We start from the raw sequence: 19,214 nt of genomic DNA, 5'->3' as shown, positions 1-19,214 counted from the left end.
AGTTAAATGCTAATGACAAGGAAGGGGTACTTTTTATGAAATGGTTGGACAATATACGCGTGGCGTATAAACTGGCAATACTTGCCGTGATCGCAATTTTTGGAATGGGTCTTGTAGGCTTCTCCGGATATTCTGCAATCCGGTCTGCTGAAGAGGCTCTTGATGAGATTTACGGTTCGTCCGTTGTTGCTCTTGGGATTGTCGGAGAGGCAAATACACAGATGCGTTATTCCCAGGCAATGGCGGTAACGACTACGACGTCTGTCGGCAATCATGAGCGTGTGAAAATGCTTACCGATAACTTCCATCGTGCCGCAGGTATTGTTGATAAGAGTATTAAGGATTATGATGCGCTTCCGTACAAGAACGAAGCCGGAACGGCGCTTATGAAAAAAATTGCAGCAGAATGGGCAGAACAGAAGCCGATTTTTGAGAAAACCTGTCAGCTTGCTGCAGACGGAAAACAGGCAGAAGCATTCGAGTATTACACCAAGAACGGTGCTACGCACGCGGCATCCATAGGTAAAAATTTAAACGAGCTTCTGGCTTTGGAAACAGCAAATGCAAAACGTCTTGCAGATGAAAATAAGGCAGAAATGGAGCAGACTATCCGCTTCATGGTCATTGAGCTTATTGTCATTCTTGCTGTTGCTATTTTCTGTGTTCTCGTTATTTCCAAGAAAATCACGAATCCTCTTGATGTTACGATGGCAGCTCTTGCTAAAATGCGTGACGGTGATTTCGTTGTCACCAATCGTACCATTGACCGCGAGGATGAGTTCGGAGAACTGGCAGACATGGTTGTAGATGTCCGCAAGTCACTCAATACTCTTATGCGTCAGACAAATGAGTCCGCCGAGCATCTCGCTGCGGCTTCCGAAGAGCTTACAGCAAGCTCTCAGCAGGCAGCGCAGGCATCCAGTATGGTTGCGAACTCGGTTACTGATGCTGCAGGTGCTACCGCTGAGCAGCAGACCTATGTCAATGACGCTATGGAATCTATCAATCATACTGCTGAGTCCATTGATCGTCTGAACCGCACGGCAGAGACGGTATCGCATCATGCTGCTGAATCCAAGAATGAAGCGGAAGAAGGAAGCAAGGCAATCCAGCAGGCTGTTGAGCAGATTATGAGCGTTGAAAAGATTGTAAATAATTCTGCCGCAACTGTTGATAAGCTTGGCAAGAGCTCTCAGGAGATTGGTCAGATTGTCAGCGACATCTCCGAAATTGCTGAGCAGACGAATCTTCTCGCACTTAATGCCGCTATTGAAGCAGCCCGCGCAGGCGAAAACGGCCGCGGCTTCTCGGTAGTCGCTGAAGAGGTAAGAAAGCTCGCCGAGCAGTCTCAGGAGGCTGCACAGCGCATCACGACTCTTATCGGTGGTATTCAGGCGGATACAAACGAGGCTGTTCAGTCTATGCAGGAAGGCAGCAGTGCTGTTAAGGCCGGTACTGAATCCGTAAGCAAGCTGAAGGAGGCCTTCGACCGTATTCAGACTGCAGCTCTCGGTGTTTCCGAGCAGGCAGATGCTATCACGGCAGAGGTTCATGCAGTTGCACAGGAGACAACGAACGTCAAAGAAAAATCCTCACGTATCCTCGAGAAGGGTTCGCAGGTATCCGGCGAGATGGAAAATGTTTCTGCGGCATCTGAGGAGCAGTCGGCTTCCGCAAGCGAAATTGCTTCGGCAAGCAACTCTCTTTCGGAGCTTGCTCAGGGACTTCAGAACTCGCTGCATAAATTTAAGTTCTGATTTTCGGAAAAAGGTAATATTGATGAGGGGACTGCGTTCTGCAGTCCTCTTTTTTGTTTAAATTCGTACTTTCATCTGCGAAAAATAATTATGGAAATCTAATAAATTGTCAGAAAAATATATTTACTGTGCTATTATCTAAATGATATAATAGCCATAAGCTGAAAGTATATGCATTTCAAAATAAAGGAGAGGATATGGAATGTTAAAGAGATTGATGAGTATGGTTCTTATCGCGGCAATCGCCCTTATGACGGCGGCCTGCGGAGGTGGCGGCTCTGACACTGCGAAGAAGGACGGCAAGGTTGACCGCAGCAAGGAATTTGTTACGGTGCTGACAGGTCCGACCAGTGGTATTTATTTCCCGATAGGCGGTGCTTTCTCAAAGGTTATCGGCGAGATGGGGTATAAGACTTCGGCGACTGCAACAGGCGCGACAGGTGAGAACATCAATGCAATTCTTACAGGCAAGGGCGAGCTTGCCATCGCAATGTCCGACTCCGTTATTCAGGCTGTGGAAGGCTTTGGAGCGTATGAGGGCAAACCTAAGGCTACTGATCTCCGTGCTATGATGGGCCTGTGGCCGAATGTAGTACAGATTGTTACTACTGAGGACTCGGGAATCAAGACATTTGCCGATATCAAAGGCAAACGCGTCGGAGTCGGTGCACCGAACTCCGGTGTTGAGCTGAATGCCCGCATGATTTTTGAGGCAAACGGTATGAGCTATGATGATGCGAAGGTAGACTACCTTTCCTACGGTGAAGCTATTGACCAGATGAAGAACGGTCAGTGCGATGTAGCTTTTGTAACATCCGGCCTTGGCAATGCAACGATTAAAGAGCTGGGCACTTCAAAGAAGATTGTATTTGTTCCGGTAGAGGGTGAGGCTTTGAAAAAGCTCACTGCAAAATATCCGTTCTACGTTGAGTGGAAGATTCCTAAGGATACCTATGGAACAGCAAATGATACGGTAACTGCGGCTGTCATGAATATTATGCTCGTATCGAAGAATCTCTCTGATGATGTAGTATATGACCTCCTTGAGGGAATTTACTCCGATAAGGGCCTTGAGACCATCGGCGCATCCCATGCAACAGCTAAGCGTGAAATCAAACTGGAGACCGCTCTTCGCGGAATTCAGGGTACCAGCGTGAAGCTGCATCCGGGTGCGGAGAAATTCTATAAGGATAAAGGCATCCTGAAATAAGCCGACATGAAAAAAACGGCTGCTGCGCTTTGCGCGGCCGTCGTCCTCATCGCGGGGCTGTGGGTGCTGAACGAGCTTTCGGCACAGACCGTGCTTCGGATTTACGACTACGAAACGAAAGAAATCTATGTTGAAGTTCCGGCCAAAGAAGGCGATAAGCTTTTCTTTGGCTGGATTCATTCTTGGGAGAAAATTCCGTGGCATGAGTATTACCATATTGATGCGAATGGCGATCTTATACTCGATATGATTGCTTATCCTGCCTTTGGCGCAGGTATCCCGGAAAATAAGGGCACTGAGGTATGGATTGATGACGACGGCATGATTTATATGAACAATATCGGACAGGTTTTTCACGAATTCACATGGATTAATTCGCACTTTGCCACTCGGGACATCGCGCTGAACGACGTCGTGATTGCGACTGGCGAAACGCTGCCCGAGCATACGCGGGTTAATCTCGTGGTTACAAAAAGGAGATTCTTTGATGGCAAAGGAACCGGAAAATAAGCTGCTTCAAAGCGAGGAAGCTGAGAAGCTGGAAGAAAAATCAAAAGAAATTATACGAAAGCTGGACAAGGAGTCGGCAACGCGTTCATTCAAAAATCCGCTGATGAAGAAAATATTCTTTATCGCATGTCTCCTGGTTTCAGGGTATCATCTTTATACGGCGGCCTTCGGTCCTCCGGTGACGCTTGTACACCGTTCGCTGCATGTGGCGATGATTATGGCACTGGGTTTTTTGATGTATCCTGCCGGGAAATCCTCGGACATGACGAAACCGTCTGTTCTCGACTGGATTCTGTCGCTGCTTTCCTTTGCTGCACCGATTTATATCTGGTCTGATTACATGGGCGTGGTGCAGCGTGCAGGCAATCCGAATAACACGGACCTTGCCATGGCAACGCTTCTTGTGGTGCTGGTTCTGGAATGCTCGCGCAGAGTCACGGGAAATGCGCTGACTATTCTTTCTGTGGTGTTTATCATCTATGGACTCTTCGGGCGTGAATTCCCGGGAATGTTCATGCACAGGGGATATGACTGGGCATCTCTTTCTAATCACTTCTTCGCGAACACAGAGGGTATTTATGGTACGTCCGTAAGCGTAGCAGCCAGCTATATCTTCCTGTTTATCCTCTTCGGCACGGTAATGTCGAAGTGCGGCATGGGGCAGTTCTTTAATGATATTGCACTGGCCCTCGCGGGACATACAAAGGGCGGCCCTGCAAAAGTATCTGTTATTGCCTCGGGCTTTTTGGGTTCGATTAATGGTTCAGCGGTAGCAAACGTAGTTACGACGGGTGCATTTACGATTCCGCTGATGAAAAAGACAGGGTACTCAAAGGAGTTCTCAGGTGCCGTTGAAGCGGCTGCCTCGGTAGGCGGACAGCTTTTACCGCCTATTATGGGCGCGGCGGCATTCATCATGGCAGAAATGATAAGCGTTCCGTATTCGACAATCATTACATGGGCTGCGATTCCTGCACTTCTATATTATTTGAGTATTGTCCTGCAGGTGCATCTCAGAGCGTCAAAGGACGGTCTTATTGGTCTTCCGAAGGAGCAGCTTCCGAAGACAAGCGATGTTATGAAGTGCCGCAGTCATTTGCTGCTGCCGGTTCTCTTCCTGCTTTATATGCTGTTCTTCTCCGGAACAACGGTAATTTTCTCGGCGGTAATGACAATCCTTGTTACCATCGTGGTATCGATGTTCAGAAAAGAGACACGCATGAGCCTTTCAGGCTTTCTTGACGCGCTTGCAAACGGCGCAAAGCAGACTGTCTCTGTTGCTGTTGCCTGCGCCTGCGTAGGTATCATCATAGGTGTCTGCTCAAAAACGGGATTCGGCCTGACCATGGCTAACACAATTATCGCGTTAGGCTCTACAAGCTTGCTGTTCACGTTGTTCTTCACGATGATTACCTGTATGATTCTCGGCATGGGACTGCCTTCGATTCCTGCATATATCATCACTGCGACGATTGCAGCTCCGGCATTGGCGAAGCTTGGGATACCAGCAGGCGCGGCCCACATGTTCTCCTTCTACTATGCGATGTTTGCGAATCTGACACCGCCTGTAGCGCTGGCATCCTTTGCCGCGGCAGGACTCTCGGGCGGAAATCCCATGAAGACAGGCGTTGCATCGGTGAAACTGGCGATAGCGGGCTTTATAGTGCCGTTCATGTTCGTTTACGCGCCTCAGCTCATGCTGATAAATACAACCTTGGCAGAGGGAGCGTGGGTTGCGGCCAGCGCCTGCGTTGGCGTATTCCTGATTGCCGTATCCGTAGAGGGATATCTCTTTACACGCATGGCAGCTTGGCTCCGCGTAGTGGCTGCGGCAGGAGCACTGCTCCTGATTAAACCCGGTTTTGAAACTGATGCAATAGGGCTTGCCGTATTGCTTGTAGTTTTGTTCTGGCAAAAGAAGAAAGCGGCAAAGGCCGTCGCTGCGTAAGATGCATAAATAAAACCACCTTCCAGGAAATCTTCGGAAGGTGGTTTTTTATTGGTGTCTGCCTTTGTATGAGCAAAGCGTGTTATTTAGCTGCAGCGAGGTCATTCAGGAAGTTCTGCATGCGTTCCTTCGTCACGTGCTGCATGACGATGATATGTGCAAGGTCGCCTCCAAGTCTGTCATCATAATCAGGCGCAAGGTCGTATTTTTTCATGATTGCTTCGGGAGGTCTCTTGAAATAGATTGTGTTGGACATTGGCTCCTGCCATGCCTAGTGCCGTTGGCAAAACGCTGACAGAGGAAGTTTTGCCTTTGGCAAAACTGGAACAAAGGCGTTATAAATGTGATTTAACAATACACTTTTTGACGTTTCTGCAAAAAGTGTATTGTTAAATTGCGCTTGGACAGATGGAGGCTGCTCTATATATTCAAAGGGGGCAGCCCGGGCACATACCTGCCTGATTTCGCGCTGGATTTATAGGGCTTTGTATGATACAATATAAAGTGATTCTTATCTTTGGTTTGCACAGATTGGAGCGTGGACGATATGCTGAGAAATGTCCTTTGGGGGGGACATGTCCGGCTGATTTCGTGCGCGTTGTTATATGGTAATGCCTTGGAGGGCGGACTATGTCCGCTCTCCTTTTTTTGCATCCGATTGTTTGCGCAGCGGGGCTTCGCTCCCCATCGCAGGGAGAGGGGATTGGGATGAAACGCTACTTTTTCATAGGAATAGCAGTGATTTTGACGTTGGCGTTGGCGCTGGTCGCTTACGGCACATGGCTGAACGTCAGTGACGAGAAGCAGATTGCGCGGCGCATGGACGAGCGCACTCTGATGCTGACGGGAGCGCAAGCGCAGAAGCGTTCCCTGCGCCCTATGGTGGAGATGGACGCGGTACGGCTCTATAGCGAAAATATGGCTGACACCGTTGCTCTCGTGGACGGGCGCATAATCGAAATGTATGTTACGAAAAACAGCCCGGTTCGCAAGGGTGACGTGCTGATGCGTCTTGCGAACGACCAGATTCCGTTGCAGATTCAACAGGCTGCAGCCAACGTCCGCCGCATGGAGGCGGCTCTCGCACAAGCTACGAACGCCTATCATCGCCAGCAGCGGCTGATGGCAAAGGAAGCCACCTCGAAGGAAAAATATGAGGAAGCCGAGGCGCAGTACTTGGCGGCGCAGGAGGCACTTGCCGAGGCGGAGGCGCAGCGCGCGCAGTATCTGGTGCAGGAAGAACGTCAAAATGTTGTCGCTCCCGTGGACGGAAACGTACTATTGATTTATCAGCGAGAGGGCTCTTATGTGCAGGGGGGGACGCCGTTGGCTCTCGTTGGGGATTTCAATCGGTTGCTGTTCTCAGTAACACTGGACGACAAGTACACGCGGCATTTTTCTGTCGGGGAGACGGCGGAGCTGCATTTCCCGGCACAGGCTATGAACAAGGCTTACGATACCGAGTACGCAGCAGGTAATCAGGGCAAAGCGGAAAAAATCTTCGCAACCATCACGGAAATTACGCCGCCTCTTTCCGAGCCGGCGGGCATCCGGCGCGTGGTATGCTCTGTTGACAACCGGGCGAGGGTTTTGGAGCCGCTGACTTACAACGGTGTTTCTCTGCGGATGCGGGATAGCTATGAATGTCTTTCTGTGCCGCTGTCAGCTATGGTGGATGCTTCCCATGAGGAAGTTTTTGTGGTCAATCCCGACGGGACGGTTAATCGTCGGGAGGTCAAGGCGGGAGCAAATGACGGAAGGTATATAGAGATTCTGTCCGGACTGACCGAAGGCGAAGCAGTAGTCGTTGAGAGTTTTGACGGCCTGGAGGATGGAATGAAGGTGGATGTCTCCATCGAAGAAAAGACTGCGAACAACAAGGGGGGCAAGGGCTGATGGCGGAGGAAAACGTCGCGAATACAGGCGCAGCAGCGAGGTATAACAAGAAAAGCGAGGCAATCTTCAGCCAAGAGGCGCTGGATAAGATGCGCTCCCCTGAAAAACTCGATACTGTGCTGCCGATTACCTCTCCCATCAGTTGGATGGGGCTGATTGCCGTGGCGGTGATGATGGCCGCGGTGGTGCTCTGGTCGATTTTTGGGGCGTTTACGGTAAAGGCTACCGGTATGGGGCTGATTATGGATCCGAACGGCGTCGTGAATGTGACCTCGATTATCGGCGGCAGGCTGGATAAAATCTATGTTCATTCCGGTGATACCGTGGAAAAGGGCGAGCGTATTGCACATATCGAGCTGGTGCAGGAAAACGCGGCAACGCGGATGGCTCAGTACGGGCCGGAGCTGGCCACCAGCGGGCGTGACGCGATGAATCGCGTGCAGGAATACGATATGCGCCGCAGTCAGAAGAATGCTTCCGAATATATTTACAGCAGTCATGATGGGACAGTTGATGAAATCCTTGTGGAGGAGGGGAGCACCATTTCGGCGGGGCTTCCGGTATGCAGTCTGCGGCTGGCAGGCGGGCGAAAAGACCTCAAGGGGGTTCTTTACGTGCCCGTGGATAAGGGCAAGCGTATCAAGCCCGGCATGACCATCCAGCTTGCGCCGAACGGCGTGGACGTTTCACAGTCGGGCAGTCTCTTGGGCACAGTGCGCTCCGTTTCACAATACCCGACTACGCTGCAGGCCATGCAAAAGCGGCTTGGCAATGACCAGCTGGCACGGTGGATTGTACAGACGCAGCAGAGCGCGGTGATGGAGGTCACTTTTGATCTTGTGAAGGATGAAAGCTCCGAATCCGGCTATCTTTGGACTTCCTCTGTTGGTACTCATAAGCCTGTCACAGCCGGCAGTTTTTGTACGGGAAGCATCATCATCGAGCGCAAGCCTCCCATCGAAAAGGTCTTTCAAAAGCTCTCTCAATGGTTGAGGAACAGGTGAATCTATGAGCGTAATGGATAAAATTTCGGGGATGTTCTCCCACGGTGACGGATCGCGGGTAAAAGTGCCGACGGTGCTTCAGATGGAGGCCACGGAATGTGGCGCGGCGGCTCTTGGCATGGTGCTCGCTCATTACGGTCTTTGGATTCCGCTGGAAATGCTTCGGCAGGAATGCGGCGTGAACCGCGATGGCTCGAAAGCGAGCTGCGTACTCCGCGCGGCGAGGGCGCGCCATTGCAAAGCCGACGGCTACCGTTGGACGGCAGGCGATATTTTGGAGCTGGTGCCGAAGAATCCCTTTCCATTGATTATTCATTGGGAATTTAATCATTTCGTCGTCCTGGAGGGTGTTGTTGACGGCATCGCGTATCTGAACGACCCGGGCATGGGGCGGCGCACCGTGCCGTGGGAGGAGTTTCGCACCTCTTATACGGGTGTTGCCCTCAAGGTTGAGCCCGGAGAAGGATTCGTCAAAGAGGGAAAACGATATAGCGTGTATGGCGACATCTGGAACAAGCTCAAAGCGGACAAATGGGCAATGGTTTTCATCCTGATTCTGGAGCTTTGCGCGATTATCCCGGGTCTTGCGGCCCCGGTCATGAGCCAGATTTTCATGGATGACATTTTGACGCGCAAGCATCCTGACTGGATGTTCAATTTCTGTCTTGCCATGACGGTTTCTTTCATCGTTACGGGCGCGATTTCTTTTCTACGTGCCGTGGTATTAACTGCGTGGCAGAGGAAGCTGACGCTGGCAGATTCTTCCGGATATTTTTGGCACCTTCTGCGGCTGCCGATGCAGTTCTTTCATCAGCGGTACGCTGCGGAGGTTGCCGGACGTGTGGGATTCAACGAAGCGATTGCGGGTGTCTTGTCCGGCCCCGCGGCGACGGCGGCGCTGGATCTCGTTGTTGCGGTTTTCTATCTGCTTTTGCTGTTGCAGTACAACGTGACGCTGACTCTCATCGGCATAGCCTTCAGCTCGGTGGGGATTATTCTTTTCTTCGCCATGCGCCGTCATCTGACCGATCTCAATATGCGTATTCAGCAGGACGCGGGCAAGGCCTACGGCGTTGCGATGAACGGTCTTCGCATGATTGAGACCATCAAGGCCAACGGCGACGAGGCGGATTTCTTCACAAAATGGGCGGGCTACCAGACGAAGGTTCTGACCGCTTCGCAGGAAACGGCCATGTGGCAGTTATCGGTGACGCTTCTGCCGACGCTCCTCGGCGGTATCAACGGAGCGCTGATAATGACCTTCGGAGGATTCTCAATCATGGACGGTGCGATGACTGCCGGTATGTTCATGGCGTTCCAGAATCTGATGGGAAGCTTCCAGGCTCCGGTGAACACGCTGGTTGGGCTTGGCTCGGCGCTCCAGACGACGGAAATGCAGATGCAGCGGCTGAACGATGTGCGCCGCTATAAGGTAGATGAACTGAACTTTCCGGAAGACGATGCACAGCGGACATTTCCGCGGGAGAGGCTGTCCGGGGAATTGACACTTTCGGATGTGAGCTTCGGGTACAGTCCTTTGGAAAAACCGTTATTGGCGGGGTTCAATATGCACCTTCGCCCCGGCGGATGGGTGGCTGTGGTGGGGGCATCCGGCAGCGGCAAGTCGACACTGGCGAAAATCATCACAGGGTTGTACATGGAGTGGGGCGGCACGGTGGCCTTTGACGGCGTGCCCAGGGAAAAGCTCCCCCGAAGCGTGATTTTGAATTCCGTGGCGGCAGTGGATCAGGATATTTTTCTGATTACGGGTACAGTTGCGGAAAATATCGCGCTGTTTGACGCTTCGGTGTCACGGAGTGACATCGTACAGGCGGCGGAGGATGCCTGTATTCACGAGGATATCATGAAGCTGGAGGGCGGATATGAAGCGAATGTCGCCGAGGGCGGGCTGAATTTCTCAGGAGGCCAACGGCAGCGGCTGGAGATTGCCCGCGCGCTTGCGGTGAACCCGTCGCTTCTTGTGCTGGATGAAGCTACCAGTGCTCTCGACCCGATTACGGAAAAGGCCGTGCTGGAAAATATAAGGCATCGTGGATGCTCCTGCCTGATTGTCGCCCATCGTCTTTCCACCATCCGTGACTGCGACGAGATTATCGTACTGGAGCGTGGCAATGTGGTGGAACGGGGGACCCATAGGGAAATGATGCAGCATGACGGGCCTTACCGGCATTTGATTGAGGAACGGGAGGCGGAGGAATGAAAGTGAAGATGAACGTCGGGGAACGATTCGAATTAACGGAAGAAAATAAATTCGCTAAAATCGTTTCCGGCAGTGCAGAAGTCTATGCCGTGACAACGGGTGACGCTTCCTTCCGCCAGTTTTACCTGATGACTCTGGGTGAGGGCGACGCGGCGTTTCCGGCTTTGGACGAGTTTGGCGAGATTGAGGTGGTGGTTTCGGCTGCCTCCGATATCGAGCTGGAGGAAATTCCTTTTGACGGCCTGACGCCAGAAACTTTGAAACCGCTGATGAAAACGTGGTTCAAGAATCTCGGGGAGATTCCGTGGCTGCGTCTCATGGCGGACAAGGGTGACGATATTCTCCGGTCGTGGCGGGATGATACGGTACTGGAGGGTGCCGTCGAAAGCGATGCGTTGATGACGGAGTTTACCGAGAACGAGCAGATTTTCGCGATGTTCCTCGGAATGCAGTTCGGTTCTGAGGACAAACGCCTCTCTCGCCGCATAAAGCTTCGCGCCTGGGGCAAAAGGATGCTCGTCGAAAATTCCATTCGGAATCTTTTGGGCGAGGAGCCGCTTCCGTATGAGAGCTTCGGGGATGGCGGAGAGGTTGTTGGTGAGGCGGTGTTTGTCGTCACTGAAGTCGCAAAGGCTATGGGAATGCCTGTAGAAAATATCAGACTTTCCGCCGATACGGCGGCTCGGCTTGATCAGGTGGGGATACTGCGCCGCCTCACGCAAAAAGGGAATATGCAGCTTCGTCTTGTGTCGCTTCCGGATGGGTGGCACAAGCAGGATATCGGCATCATGATTGGTTATTGGGGAGAAGAAAAGCAACTAGCCGCGCTGCTTCCGAGTTCGCCGGAGCATTATCGGGCGGTGACGCCCGGACATCCTCAGGGGATTCCCATCGACGACGAGACGGCTGAGCAAATCGCGAAGGACGCGTTTGCCTGCTACGCAGGATTTCCGGCAAGGGCACTGAAGGTCATGGATCTCCTGAAATTCATGTTCAGGCAGTGCTGGAAAGCCGATTACCGCACAATTATCATTACGAGTTTAGTTGCGGGATTGATTCCGCTGGCTACGCCCATCATCACCGAGACGATTTTCCAGGATATCATTCCCATCCTCGACAGACAGGGACTTGCCACCGTCACGCAGGCGCTGATGGTTACAAGCTTTACGACAGCGGCACTGTCTATAGTGCGTTCTATTGCAATCATGCGTATTGCGACGAAAATCGAAATCACCTCTGAGTCAGCACTTTGGGGGCGGCTTTTATCGCTTCCACCCAATTTCTTTCGCCGTTACACTGTGGGCGAGCTGGCAGGACGCATGGGCGGCCTCGGCGCTGTCAAGGGACTCGTTTCCGGCAACTTTGTCGGAACCGTATTCAGCTTCATTTTTTCCTTTTGGAGCATTTTCCTGATGTGCTACTACAGCTTGAAGCTGACGGCTGCAGCGATAGGAGTCTGGATAGTTTATTCCCTGTTCGTTTTTTTTGTTTTTCGCCGGGTACTGGAATTTCAGCGAAAGATTATTGAGGCAAGTAACAAGACGGCAGGAACGGTGCAGCAGATTTTCGCCGGATTGGCGAAGTTCCGCGTACAGGGTGCCGAGGAACATGCATACCACTTGTGGAGCCGTGATTTCGGTAATCAGTGGAACTGGGAACTCAAGCTCCGTTGGCAGAACAACTATACATCGATTATTTCGAGCATCCAGCCCTTTATCCTGACGATGCTGCTTTACTATATCGCGGTAAACGGCAACGGCGATGCAGGCACCGGCGGAAAAGCCGTGCAGCAGGGAATCAGCTATGCGCAATTCATGGCGTTCAGCGCGGCGTATTCGTCCTTCAACGGGACGCTGGGGCAGGTCATGGGCTTCATCGGAACCTTCTTTGGCATCCAGCCACAGCTTGAAAATTTGCGCCCGATTTTGCAGGAAGTACCGGAGAGCGCCGGAGACAAGGCGGATGCCGAGACGCTGACAGGCGCGATGGAGGTCCGCCACCTTTCCTTCGCCTATGAGGGCGGCGAAGAGGTGTTGCACGACGTTAGTTTTCGCGTCCGTGCCGGGGAGAATGTCGCAATTGTCGGAAAATCCGGCTGCGGGAAATCCACGTTGGTTCGCTGTCTATTGGGATTCGAAAAGCCGACGAAGGGGTCGGTTCATTACGACGGACAGGATCTTTCGGAGCTTTCTCTGCCTTCGGTTCGCACGCAGATGGGCGTGGTGCTGCAAAATGGTCAGCTGATGACAGGCGACATTTATACCAATATTGTAGGCACGCGACTGCTCACGCAGGACGATGCCTGGGAGGCTGCGGAAGCGGCGGGCATTGCCCAGGACATCTCGGAAATGCCCATGGGAATGCAGACCGTCATCAGCGAAGGCAGCTCTAATATTTCAGGCGGTCAGCGGCAGCGCCTCCTGATTGCCCGCGCCCTCGTGGGGAAACCGGCAATCCTGATTTTCGACGAAGCGACCAGCGCCCTTGACAACCGCTCTCAGGCTATAGTCACCGAGAGTCTCGACCGACTGAAAGCCACGCGAATTGTTATTGCCCATCGTCTTTCAACGATACGTGGGTGCGACCGCGTGATTGTGTTGGATGAAGGGCGCGTTGCAGAGGTGGGCGGCTTTGACGAGCTGATGAAAAAGGGTGGCATTTTCGCCGAGCTTGTGAAACGGCAAGTCGCGTAATTTGGAAGACTCCCCCTGTCAGCTGTGCTGACATCCTCCTCAAAGAGAGGGACTTTGGTTAAGCCTCTCTCCTTGAGGGAGGTGGCAGGCTGAACAGATAGACTCGTGGTTAAGCCTCCCTCTTTGAGGAGCGACATGCCGGTGGCATGTCGCTTGGCACGAAGTGCCGGAGGGAGTACTAAACAATTTTTAAGGGAATCCATTATGATACAACAACCTTCAATTGAAGAACGACGCTTATATTGGAATAAAACTGCGGCTCTCGCCGTCGCGGACGAAGGCGCGTTCGTGGAGCTTTACAATGAATTTTTTCCGGTGGTCTATAAATTCCTGCTGTCGAAATGTCGGAATGTGGAAATGGCTGACGAGTCAATCAGCCGCACGTTCCTCAATATGTACGTCCATCTTGCCGAATACGACGAGCGCAGGGGAGCTTTTTCTACGTGGCTGTTCCGGATTGCAGTCAATGAGTTTCGCATGATATTACGGGGGAATCGAAGCTCGTTGGATAAGTCATGGGATGAGGGGTTCGACCCGCCGGCGCCGGAAAAGGAAAGCCCCGAGACGCGGATTGTAAAACGGGAGCAGGAAAAAGAGCTTCACGGTGCGCTGCAAAAGCTTTCGGAGAGGGAGCAAAAGATCCTCACTATGACCTATTGGCTGGATATGTCGGCGGAAGAAATAGCGAAAGAGCTCGGTATGACGGCGGAGGCCGTATGGGCATCCCTTTCACGGAGTAGGAAGATGCTGAAAAAATATTTGGAGGAAAATCAATGAGGATACTGATGAAACAGGCGGGACGCCTTGCGGCGGCGATGTTTTTCGCGACGAGCTGCGCATTCTGCGAGGCCGCGATACCGCTTTCCCTGTCTGAGAGTGTCGAGATGGCCCTCGAAAGTGACGAGAGCATTGCGGCTGCTGAGGCAGGAAAGCAAACGGCGAAATGGCAGCTTTCCGCTGCCCGCCGTGCCTCCGGCTTCAATATCAATTGGCGTTCCGGTGCAAATCGTATCGGGGGTTCGGACTATGAAGGGTATCGGCAGCGGTACAGGATTGGATTAAGTGACGACCCATATGAGCACAGATTTACGAATAGCGTTTCTGCCGAGTTTCCGCTCTACACGGGGGGACGCGTAGAGAACAATATCGAGGCGCGCCATCACGGTCTTTCTTCCGCTGACCTTACGCTGGAAAACACAAAGCAGACTGTGAAATATCAAACTACCGAAGCCTATTACAACGTGCTGCAGCGGAAAAATCTTGTGCAGGTAGCCGAAAGCGCGGTACGGATGTCAGGTACGCAGCTTGCCCTGATTGAAGCGCAGTTTAGTGAAGGTGCGGTGGCAAAGTCAGATGTGCTCCAGATGCAGGTGCAGCTCGCGAACTATCAGCAGAGCCTGGTAAGCGCGGAGGGAACTCTCTCCGTCGCGAAGAAATCTTTGCTTGCCTGCATCGGGCTGCCAGCAGATACGGAGTTTGAGACGACGGACAGCTTTTCCTATGAACCGTTTGGTTTGGAGCTTTCCGAGTGTTTGGACTATGCGTTGGAAAACCGCCCGGATGCGGCGGCGGCGCAATATACGGTGAAATCTGCGGAGGCGCAGAAGCAAGCGGCGAAGTCAGGCTATCGGCCTACCCTCTCCGCCGTCGCCTCAAAAAGCATTGCCGATGAAAAAGCTTTTCGCCATGAGCGAAGCGAAGCGTGGGAAGCGGGAGTTACTCTTTCGTGGAATGTTTTTGACAATATGGTGACTGCGGCTAACGTCAACGCGGCAAAGTATACAGCTGAGCGTGCGCAGGCTGAAGCGGAGCTTTTGCTGCGGAACGTCAGGCTGCAGACAGAGAGCGCCTATATTCGGATGAAGGCGGCGGAAGCCAATATACAAACTACAGCTGAAGCGATTAAGTATGCCGAGAATCGTTATGAGATTGCTAAGGTCCGCTATGAGGAGGGCGTTGATATTCTGCTTGCAGTGACGGATGCGCAGGAAAAGTTAACCCAGGCCCGCACAAATTATTATACGGCGCTTTACGAGTACAATCTGAACAAAGCGGCGCTTGCAAAGGCTATGGGCGTCCCTGTGGACATTGATGTGCCGCGTTATGTAGCCGCAAGAGATGAAGGAAAGTCAGAACCGAGGGCCTTCGACGAAGCTTCGCTTCATCCTGCCGTTTCGGCGGACATGGAAAAAACTGGAGACAAAAAGTAAAGGCGGAGGACAAAAATTGCAGCAGGGTGCAGGATTTTCAACCCTGTACCAAAAAACTGAGCAAGGGTGATGTTTTTGAAAAGCAACACATTCCGGGTATCCGGACTAAATTTCAGTGAGGCTGTGGCGTGGCTGGATGCGGAACTGGCAAAGACGAAAGCAACGGAAGAAGAGCAACGAACGGCGCAGCTTCTTTTTGAAGAATGTTTTTCACGGATGGAAGCGGCTTTTTCCCCGACCGAAGATTTTTCCGCACTGCTAGTTGTGCGGCAGCGGTGGGGAGATATATCCTTCCGCCTGTCGGCAAAGGGGGAAGCGTACAATCCGTTGTCAGGAACTAATGAGATATTGGAACACGACGGGGTAGACTCATACGGCCTTGCCATCCTGCTGTCGTATAAGAACAGGATTGGCTATAGCCGTAAAAACGGTGAGAACGTCATCTCAGTCAAAGTGCATGAAGCTGACGGCAAGCAGACGGGAAAGGTTGTCGCGGCTCTTGTATTGGGGGTTGCTTCAGGGCTTCTGATGAAGGCCTTTCTCGGAGAGGTCCCGCTTCGATGGATTGATCATATGATTCTTGATTCAGTTCAGGAGATGTTCATGAATGCCCTTCTGATGATGGTGGCGCCGATGGTGTTTTTTGCTGTGCTGTCAGGCATCACCGGAATTTCAGATGCGGAGGACGTGGGGCGGCTCGGCGGAAAACTCGTTGCCGTTTCTCTCACAAAGCTTCTTGTCACTGCCCTCATTGGCATAACGGCCGGTGTTCTTTTGTTTCCGGACGCATCGCCTGAGCTTCTTGCGACAATCCCGGAGGGGGGCAAAGCGGCGGAATTTTCTTTGAGGGACATGATTGTAGGTATTATTCCCAACAGTCTTATGAAGCCTTTTTTGGGAGGAAGTATCCTTCAGGTACTTTTTCTTGCCTGCTTTGTCGGGGTGATGATTAACCGGGCTGGCGATCGGGCAATGCCGGTAAAGGAGGCCATAGAGTTTTTGAATCGCCTGTGCATGGACATGATTGACGTCGTAGTGCAGTTCATTCCGCTGCTTGTCTTTGCGTCTATGGCGCATCTGATGCTGTCCACCGGGCTTGAGGCATTGCTCCCCTTGGGGAAAGTCCTGATTGGCGACGTTATCGGACTCGGACTTGTGTTTCTTGTCTGCGCGGCTTTCGCTGCGGCCTTCGGGGGTATGGCTCCCGGACATTTTCTAAAGCAGCTCGCGTGCTTTGCCCCCGTTCCCTTTGCGTTGAACAGCTCCAATGCCTGCCTGCCGCAGACTATCTCCTTTTGCGCGGAAAAATTCGGTGTCGACCGAAAGCTTTCCATGTTCGCGCTGCCCGTGGGCATACAGCTCAACATGAACAGCACAGGATTTTATATCGCCATCGTCACGGTATTGATGGCCCGGACCTGCGGCATTGCGTTGGATACGGACACCATGCTTTCTATGTTCATATCACTGTTCATCGTTTCCTTTACGCTGCCTGGATGTCCGGGGGCGGTGCTTATCGGTCTTTCTACGGTTTTTGCTGCCGTAGGCATACCGATGGGAGCGGTTATGTTATTTCTGTGTATTGATCCAATCGTGAGCATGATTAACACGGTCGGCAACGTGACCTCAAATATCACAAGCACGCTCCTTTTGGCACGTACGAAGGAAAACGGAGACGCGCCACGGAATCGGTTGTAATATTTTTTTCAATATTTTTTCAAAATCCTGTCAGGATTTTTCAGCTGACGCATATATACAGGTGAAAGGAAAAGAAAGGAGGGCGGCGCAGATGGATGGTAAAGAACTGGAACGGAAGCTCGGGGAATTTGATTTTTCCCTTCTTAGCCCGGTGCGCGTCCCGTTGCTGCACAAGCTCCTCTCCATGCGACGTTCACAGGGGAGTATCGCGGAGGGAAGCGGAAGCCTCTGGACGCGGCAGCTGGACGACGAGGCACTGGACATGGTGGCAGCGGCAGGTAATCCGATTGTGACGGAAAAATCAAAGGATAAAAATAAACGATAAGAGGGAGGCAGGCAAAATGGCAAATGAAGAAATCATGGCAAAAACGATGAATGAGGATGAGCTGGCGCAGGTGACCGGCGGGACGAGAATAGAAACCTATGAGCTTATCAAATTCTACAAGTCTAAAGGGGTTAAGATGCCGAGCAACTTGGAGGCTGCAGCGAGGCAGGCGTGTATTCTGGTGAATCGTGATCTGAACATCAGCGTTGCCTTGAATATTCAAGATAACAGCGAAGATTCAAAAAACAGCTACTATGACAGGAATAAGAAATATTCTCATGCAGAAATCATGGATATGCTTCATAAAAAGTATGGGAAATAAAAGAATCACTGCATTTTCAAAAACCTGTCAGGATTTTTCGGCTCAAGCACATATACAGATGAAAGGAAAAAGAGAAACAATGATGTAATTCAAAAAGGAGGTAACGAAAATGGCAAACGAATTGATGAACAAGCAGATGACGGACGATGAACTGGAGAATGTGGTGGGAGGCAAAAAGGTAGTCGTCCTGTTCCGGAATGTCTGGCCGAATTTCGCGATCGGCGGGGATTATCAGGGAGATATGGACGAGCTCATTAAGTTCACCAAACAGGGAAATTTCCAATATGTGGACCAGCTCATGAAAAACAGCAAGGGCTATAAGGTCTGGCATCACGTGAATCCGCAGTATATCGACAAATTGAAGGAGCGATGGGAAAAACGCGGCTACGAAGTGATTGTGCACGACATAAAGTAGTAGTGAGTTCATCTTGAATAATCTTGAATTCAAGAAGGAGGAAAACATCATGAAAATCGGAGACAAAGAGATTACGAAGGAAATGCTGGAAAAGGCTTCGGCTTGCAAGACGGCAGAGGAACTCGCAGCCCTCGCGAAGGAGAACGGCGTCGAACTGACCGTAGAAGAGGCGGAGGCGTATCTGGCAAATCAGGAGAAGGGTAAGCTCACCGGTGAGGAGCTGGACGCTGTGGCAGGAGGCCACAAAGTTATGAAACCCGGCGGAAAGCATAAGGGCTGTTTCCTCACCACGGCAGTCTGCGAATATCTGGGCAAGGCGGATGACTGCGAGGAGCTGACGACGCTGCGGGCCTATCGTGACGAGTGGCTGGCGAAGCAGCCGGGCGGCAAGGAGCTGATCGATGAATACTACGAGATTGCTCCCGGCATTGTCCGCGCAATGAAGGAATCTCCGAACTACAGCGAGCTTTGCGAAGAGCTTCTCAGCCGTTATATCCGCCCCTGTCTCGCACTGATTGCCGAGGGCAGAAATGAGGAATGCAAGCGGCTCTATATCGCAATGGTGCGTTACGCTGAAGGACTGGTGAGCGCGGCGGCGTAAGTGCGGCTATGTAACAAAAAAGCCCGCAAAACGCGGGCTTTTTCACAGAAAGAAAGGCGGCTCGGGAAATGAAGGGAGGAGAAGACGATGACGGACGAATTGTTAGATAAAGTGATGACCGACATGGAACTGGATAACGTGGCGGGCGGCGTCGGGTACGCGTACTTTGTGAAGCGCAAGGACGGAAAATACAACGTCGTCAGCGCCAACGACAGATTGACCCCCGAACAGGTCAAAGGGATTATGGCGGGGAAATCTCTCATGAGCCTGGGAATCGAGAGAGGCGTTCATACCCACTTCTTTGGGGGAATCCGGGCGGATAAGCTGGGCGAGCTCAAGGTTAATCTGGACAGGGTATATAAAGGCTGCAGGTTCCAGCACCTTTAAGGAAACTAATAAAAATC

The 19,214-nt window shown here is 51.9% G+C and carries 17 protein-coding genes; 16 read left to right on the top strand and 1 reads right to left on the bottom strand.

All coding sequences use genetic code 11. From position 1 onward, the window contains the following. Window positions 1-35: 35 nt before the first annotated feature. The 4 genes from BUA83_RS09420 to BUA83_RS09405 all read left to right on the top strand — a co-directional run bounded on the left by BUA83_RS09420 (window position 36) and on the right by BUA83_RS09405 (window position 5,425). Window positions 36-1,757 carry a methyl-accepting chemotaxis protein gene (locus BUA83_RS09420; protein ID WP_072936073.1) on the top strand — a complete coding sequence of 574 codons (1,722 nt, stop codon included), beginning with the start codon at window positions 36-38 and terminating at the stop codon, window positions 1,755-1,757. A 202-nt stretch (window positions 1,758-1,959) separates the two neighbouring features. Beyond that, window positions 1,960-2,967, top strand: a complete 1,008-nt coding sequence (locus BUA83_RS09415) for a TAXI family TRAP transporter solute-binding subunit (RefSeq protein WP_072935998.1) — start codon at window positions 1,960-1,962, stop codon at window positions 2,965-2,967. A 6-nt stretch (window positions 2,968-2,973) separates the two neighbouring features. Further along, entirely contained in the window at window positions 2,974-3,477 is a 504-nt protein-coding gene (locus tag BUA83_RS09410) for a DUF1850 domain-containing protein (RefSeq protein WP_072935997.1), read from the top strand. Then, window positions 3,455-5,425, top strand: a complete 1,971-nt coding sequence (locus BUA83_RS09405) for a TRAP transporter permease (protein WP_072935996.1) — start codon at window positions 3,455-3,457, stop codon at window positions 5,423-5,425. The genes BUA83_RS09410 and BUA83_RS09405 overlap by 23 nt, the downstream gene beginning before the upstream one ends. 82 nt (window positions 5,426-5,507) lie before the next feature. Here BUA83_RS09405 and BUA83_RS12685 read toward each other — a convergent pair whose 3' ends face one another. Continuing rightward, window positions 5,508-5,681 (bottom strand): hypothetical protein, encoded by a 174-nt coding sequence (locus BUA83_RS12685; RefSeq protein WP_159430507.1) that lies wholly within the window; start codon window positions 5,679-5,681, stop codon window positions 5,508-5,510. A gap of 452 nt (window positions 5,682-6,133) precedes the next feature. Between BUA83_RS12685 and BUA83_RS09400 the strand changes: the two genes are divergently transcribed. The 12 genes from BUA83_RS09400 to BUA83_RS09345 all read left to right on the top strand — a co-directional run bounded on the left by BUA83_RS09400 (window position 6,134) and on the right by BUA83_RS09345 (window position 19,197). Next, on the top strand, window positions 6,134-7,321 hold the full coding sequence (locus BUA83_RS09400; protein ID WP_159430506.1) for an efflux RND transporter periplasmic adaptor subunit: 1,188 nt from the start codon (window positions 6,134-6,136) through the stop codon (window positions 7,319-7,321). Then, the gene (locus BUA83_RS09395) at window positions 7,321-8,325 is read left to right on the top strand and encodes an NHLP bacteriocin system secretion protein (protein ID WP_072935994.1); all 1,005 of its coding nucleotides are present in this window, start codon (window positions 7,321-7,323) and stop codon (window positions 8,323-8,325) included. Before BUA83_RS09400 ends, BUA83_RS09395 begins: the two co-directional genes overlap by 1 nt. A gap of 4 nt (window positions 8,326-8,329) precedes the next feature. Continuing rightward, window positions 8,330-10,546, top strand: coding sequence for an NHLP family bacteriocin export ABC transporter peptidase/permease/ATPase subunit (locus tag BUA83_RS09390; RefSeq protein WP_200796046.1), 2,217 nt, complete (start codon window positions 8,330-8,332; stop codon window positions 10,544-10,546). Continuing rightward, a complete protein-coding gene (locus BUA83_RS09385; protein ID WP_072935993.1) occupies window positions 10,543-13,239 on the top strand; it encodes an NHLP bacteriocin export ABC transporter permease/ATPase subunit in 2,697 nt (898 codons plus the stop codon). The genes BUA83_RS09390 and BUA83_RS09385 overlap by 4 nt, the downstream gene beginning before the upstream one ends. A gap of 204 nt (window positions 13,240-13,443) precedes the next feature. Continuing rightward, a complete protein-coding gene (locus BUA83_RS09380; RefSeq protein ID WP_072935992.1) occupies window positions 13,444-14,016 on the top strand; it encodes an RNA polymerase sigma factor in 573 nt (190 codons plus the stop codon). After that, window positions 14,013-15,449 carry a TolC family protein gene (locus BUA83_RS09375; RefSeq protein ID WP_072935991.1) on the top strand — a complete coding sequence of 479 codons (1,437 nt, stop codon included), beginning with the start codon at window positions 14,013-14,015 and terminating at the stop codon, window positions 15,447-15,449. The genes BUA83_RS09380 and BUA83_RS09375 overlap by 4 nt, the downstream gene beginning before the upstream one ends. A 75-nt stretch (window positions 15,450-15,524) precedes the next feature. Further along, window positions 15,525-17,147: a dicarboxylate/amino acid:cation symporter gene (locus BUA83_RS09370; protein ID WP_159430505.1), complete on the top strand. Its 1,623-nt coding sequence runs from the start codon at window positions 15,525-15,527 to the stop codon at window positions 17,145-17,147. 91 nt (window positions 17,148-17,238) lie between these two features. Continuing rightward, window positions 17,239-17,472 (top strand): hypothetical protein, encoded by a 234-nt coding sequence (locus BUA83_RS09365; protein WP_072935989.1) that lies wholly within the window; start codon window positions 17,239-17,241, stop codon window positions 17,470-17,472. A 16-nt stretch (window positions 17,473-17,488) separates the two neighbouring features. Continuing rightward, window positions 17,489-17,794: a bacteriocin gene (locus tag BUA83_RS09360; RefSeq protein ID WP_072935988.1), complete on the top strand. Its 306-nt coding sequence runs from the start codon at window positions 17,489-17,491 to the stop codon at window positions 17,792-17,794. Between the two features lie 109 nt (window positions 17,795-17,903). After that, a complete protein-coding gene (locus tag BUA83_RS09355) occupies window positions 17,904-18,209 on the top strand; it encodes a bacteriocin (RefSeq protein WP_072935987.1) in 306 nt (101 codons plus the stop codon). Window positions 18,210-18,258: 49 nt separating this feature from the next. Continuing rightward, window positions 18,259-18,810, top strand: a complete 552-nt coding sequence (locus BUA83_RS09350; RefSeq protein ID WP_072935986.1) for a CFI-box-CTERM domain-containing protein — start codon at window positions 18,259-18,261, stop codon at window positions 18,808-18,810. An 87-nt stretch (window positions 18,811-18,897) separates the two neighbouring features. Then, complete coding sequence (locus BUA83_RS09345) at window positions 18,898-19,197, top strand: hypothetical protein (protein ID WP_072935985.1); 300 nt, start codon at window positions 18,898-18,900, stop codon at window positions 19,195-19,197. Window positions 19,198-19,214 lie beyond the last annotated feature (17 nt).

Source organism: Schwartzia succinivorans DSM 10502 (assembly GCF_900129225.1).
GTDB classification, from domain to species: Bacteria; Bacillota; Negativicutes; order Selenomonadales; family Selenomonadaceae; genus Schwartzia; species Schwartzia succinivorans.
The sequence above is the reverse complement of the archived record's forward strand: the minus strand, read 5'-3'. Positions and strand labels throughout refer to the sequence as shown.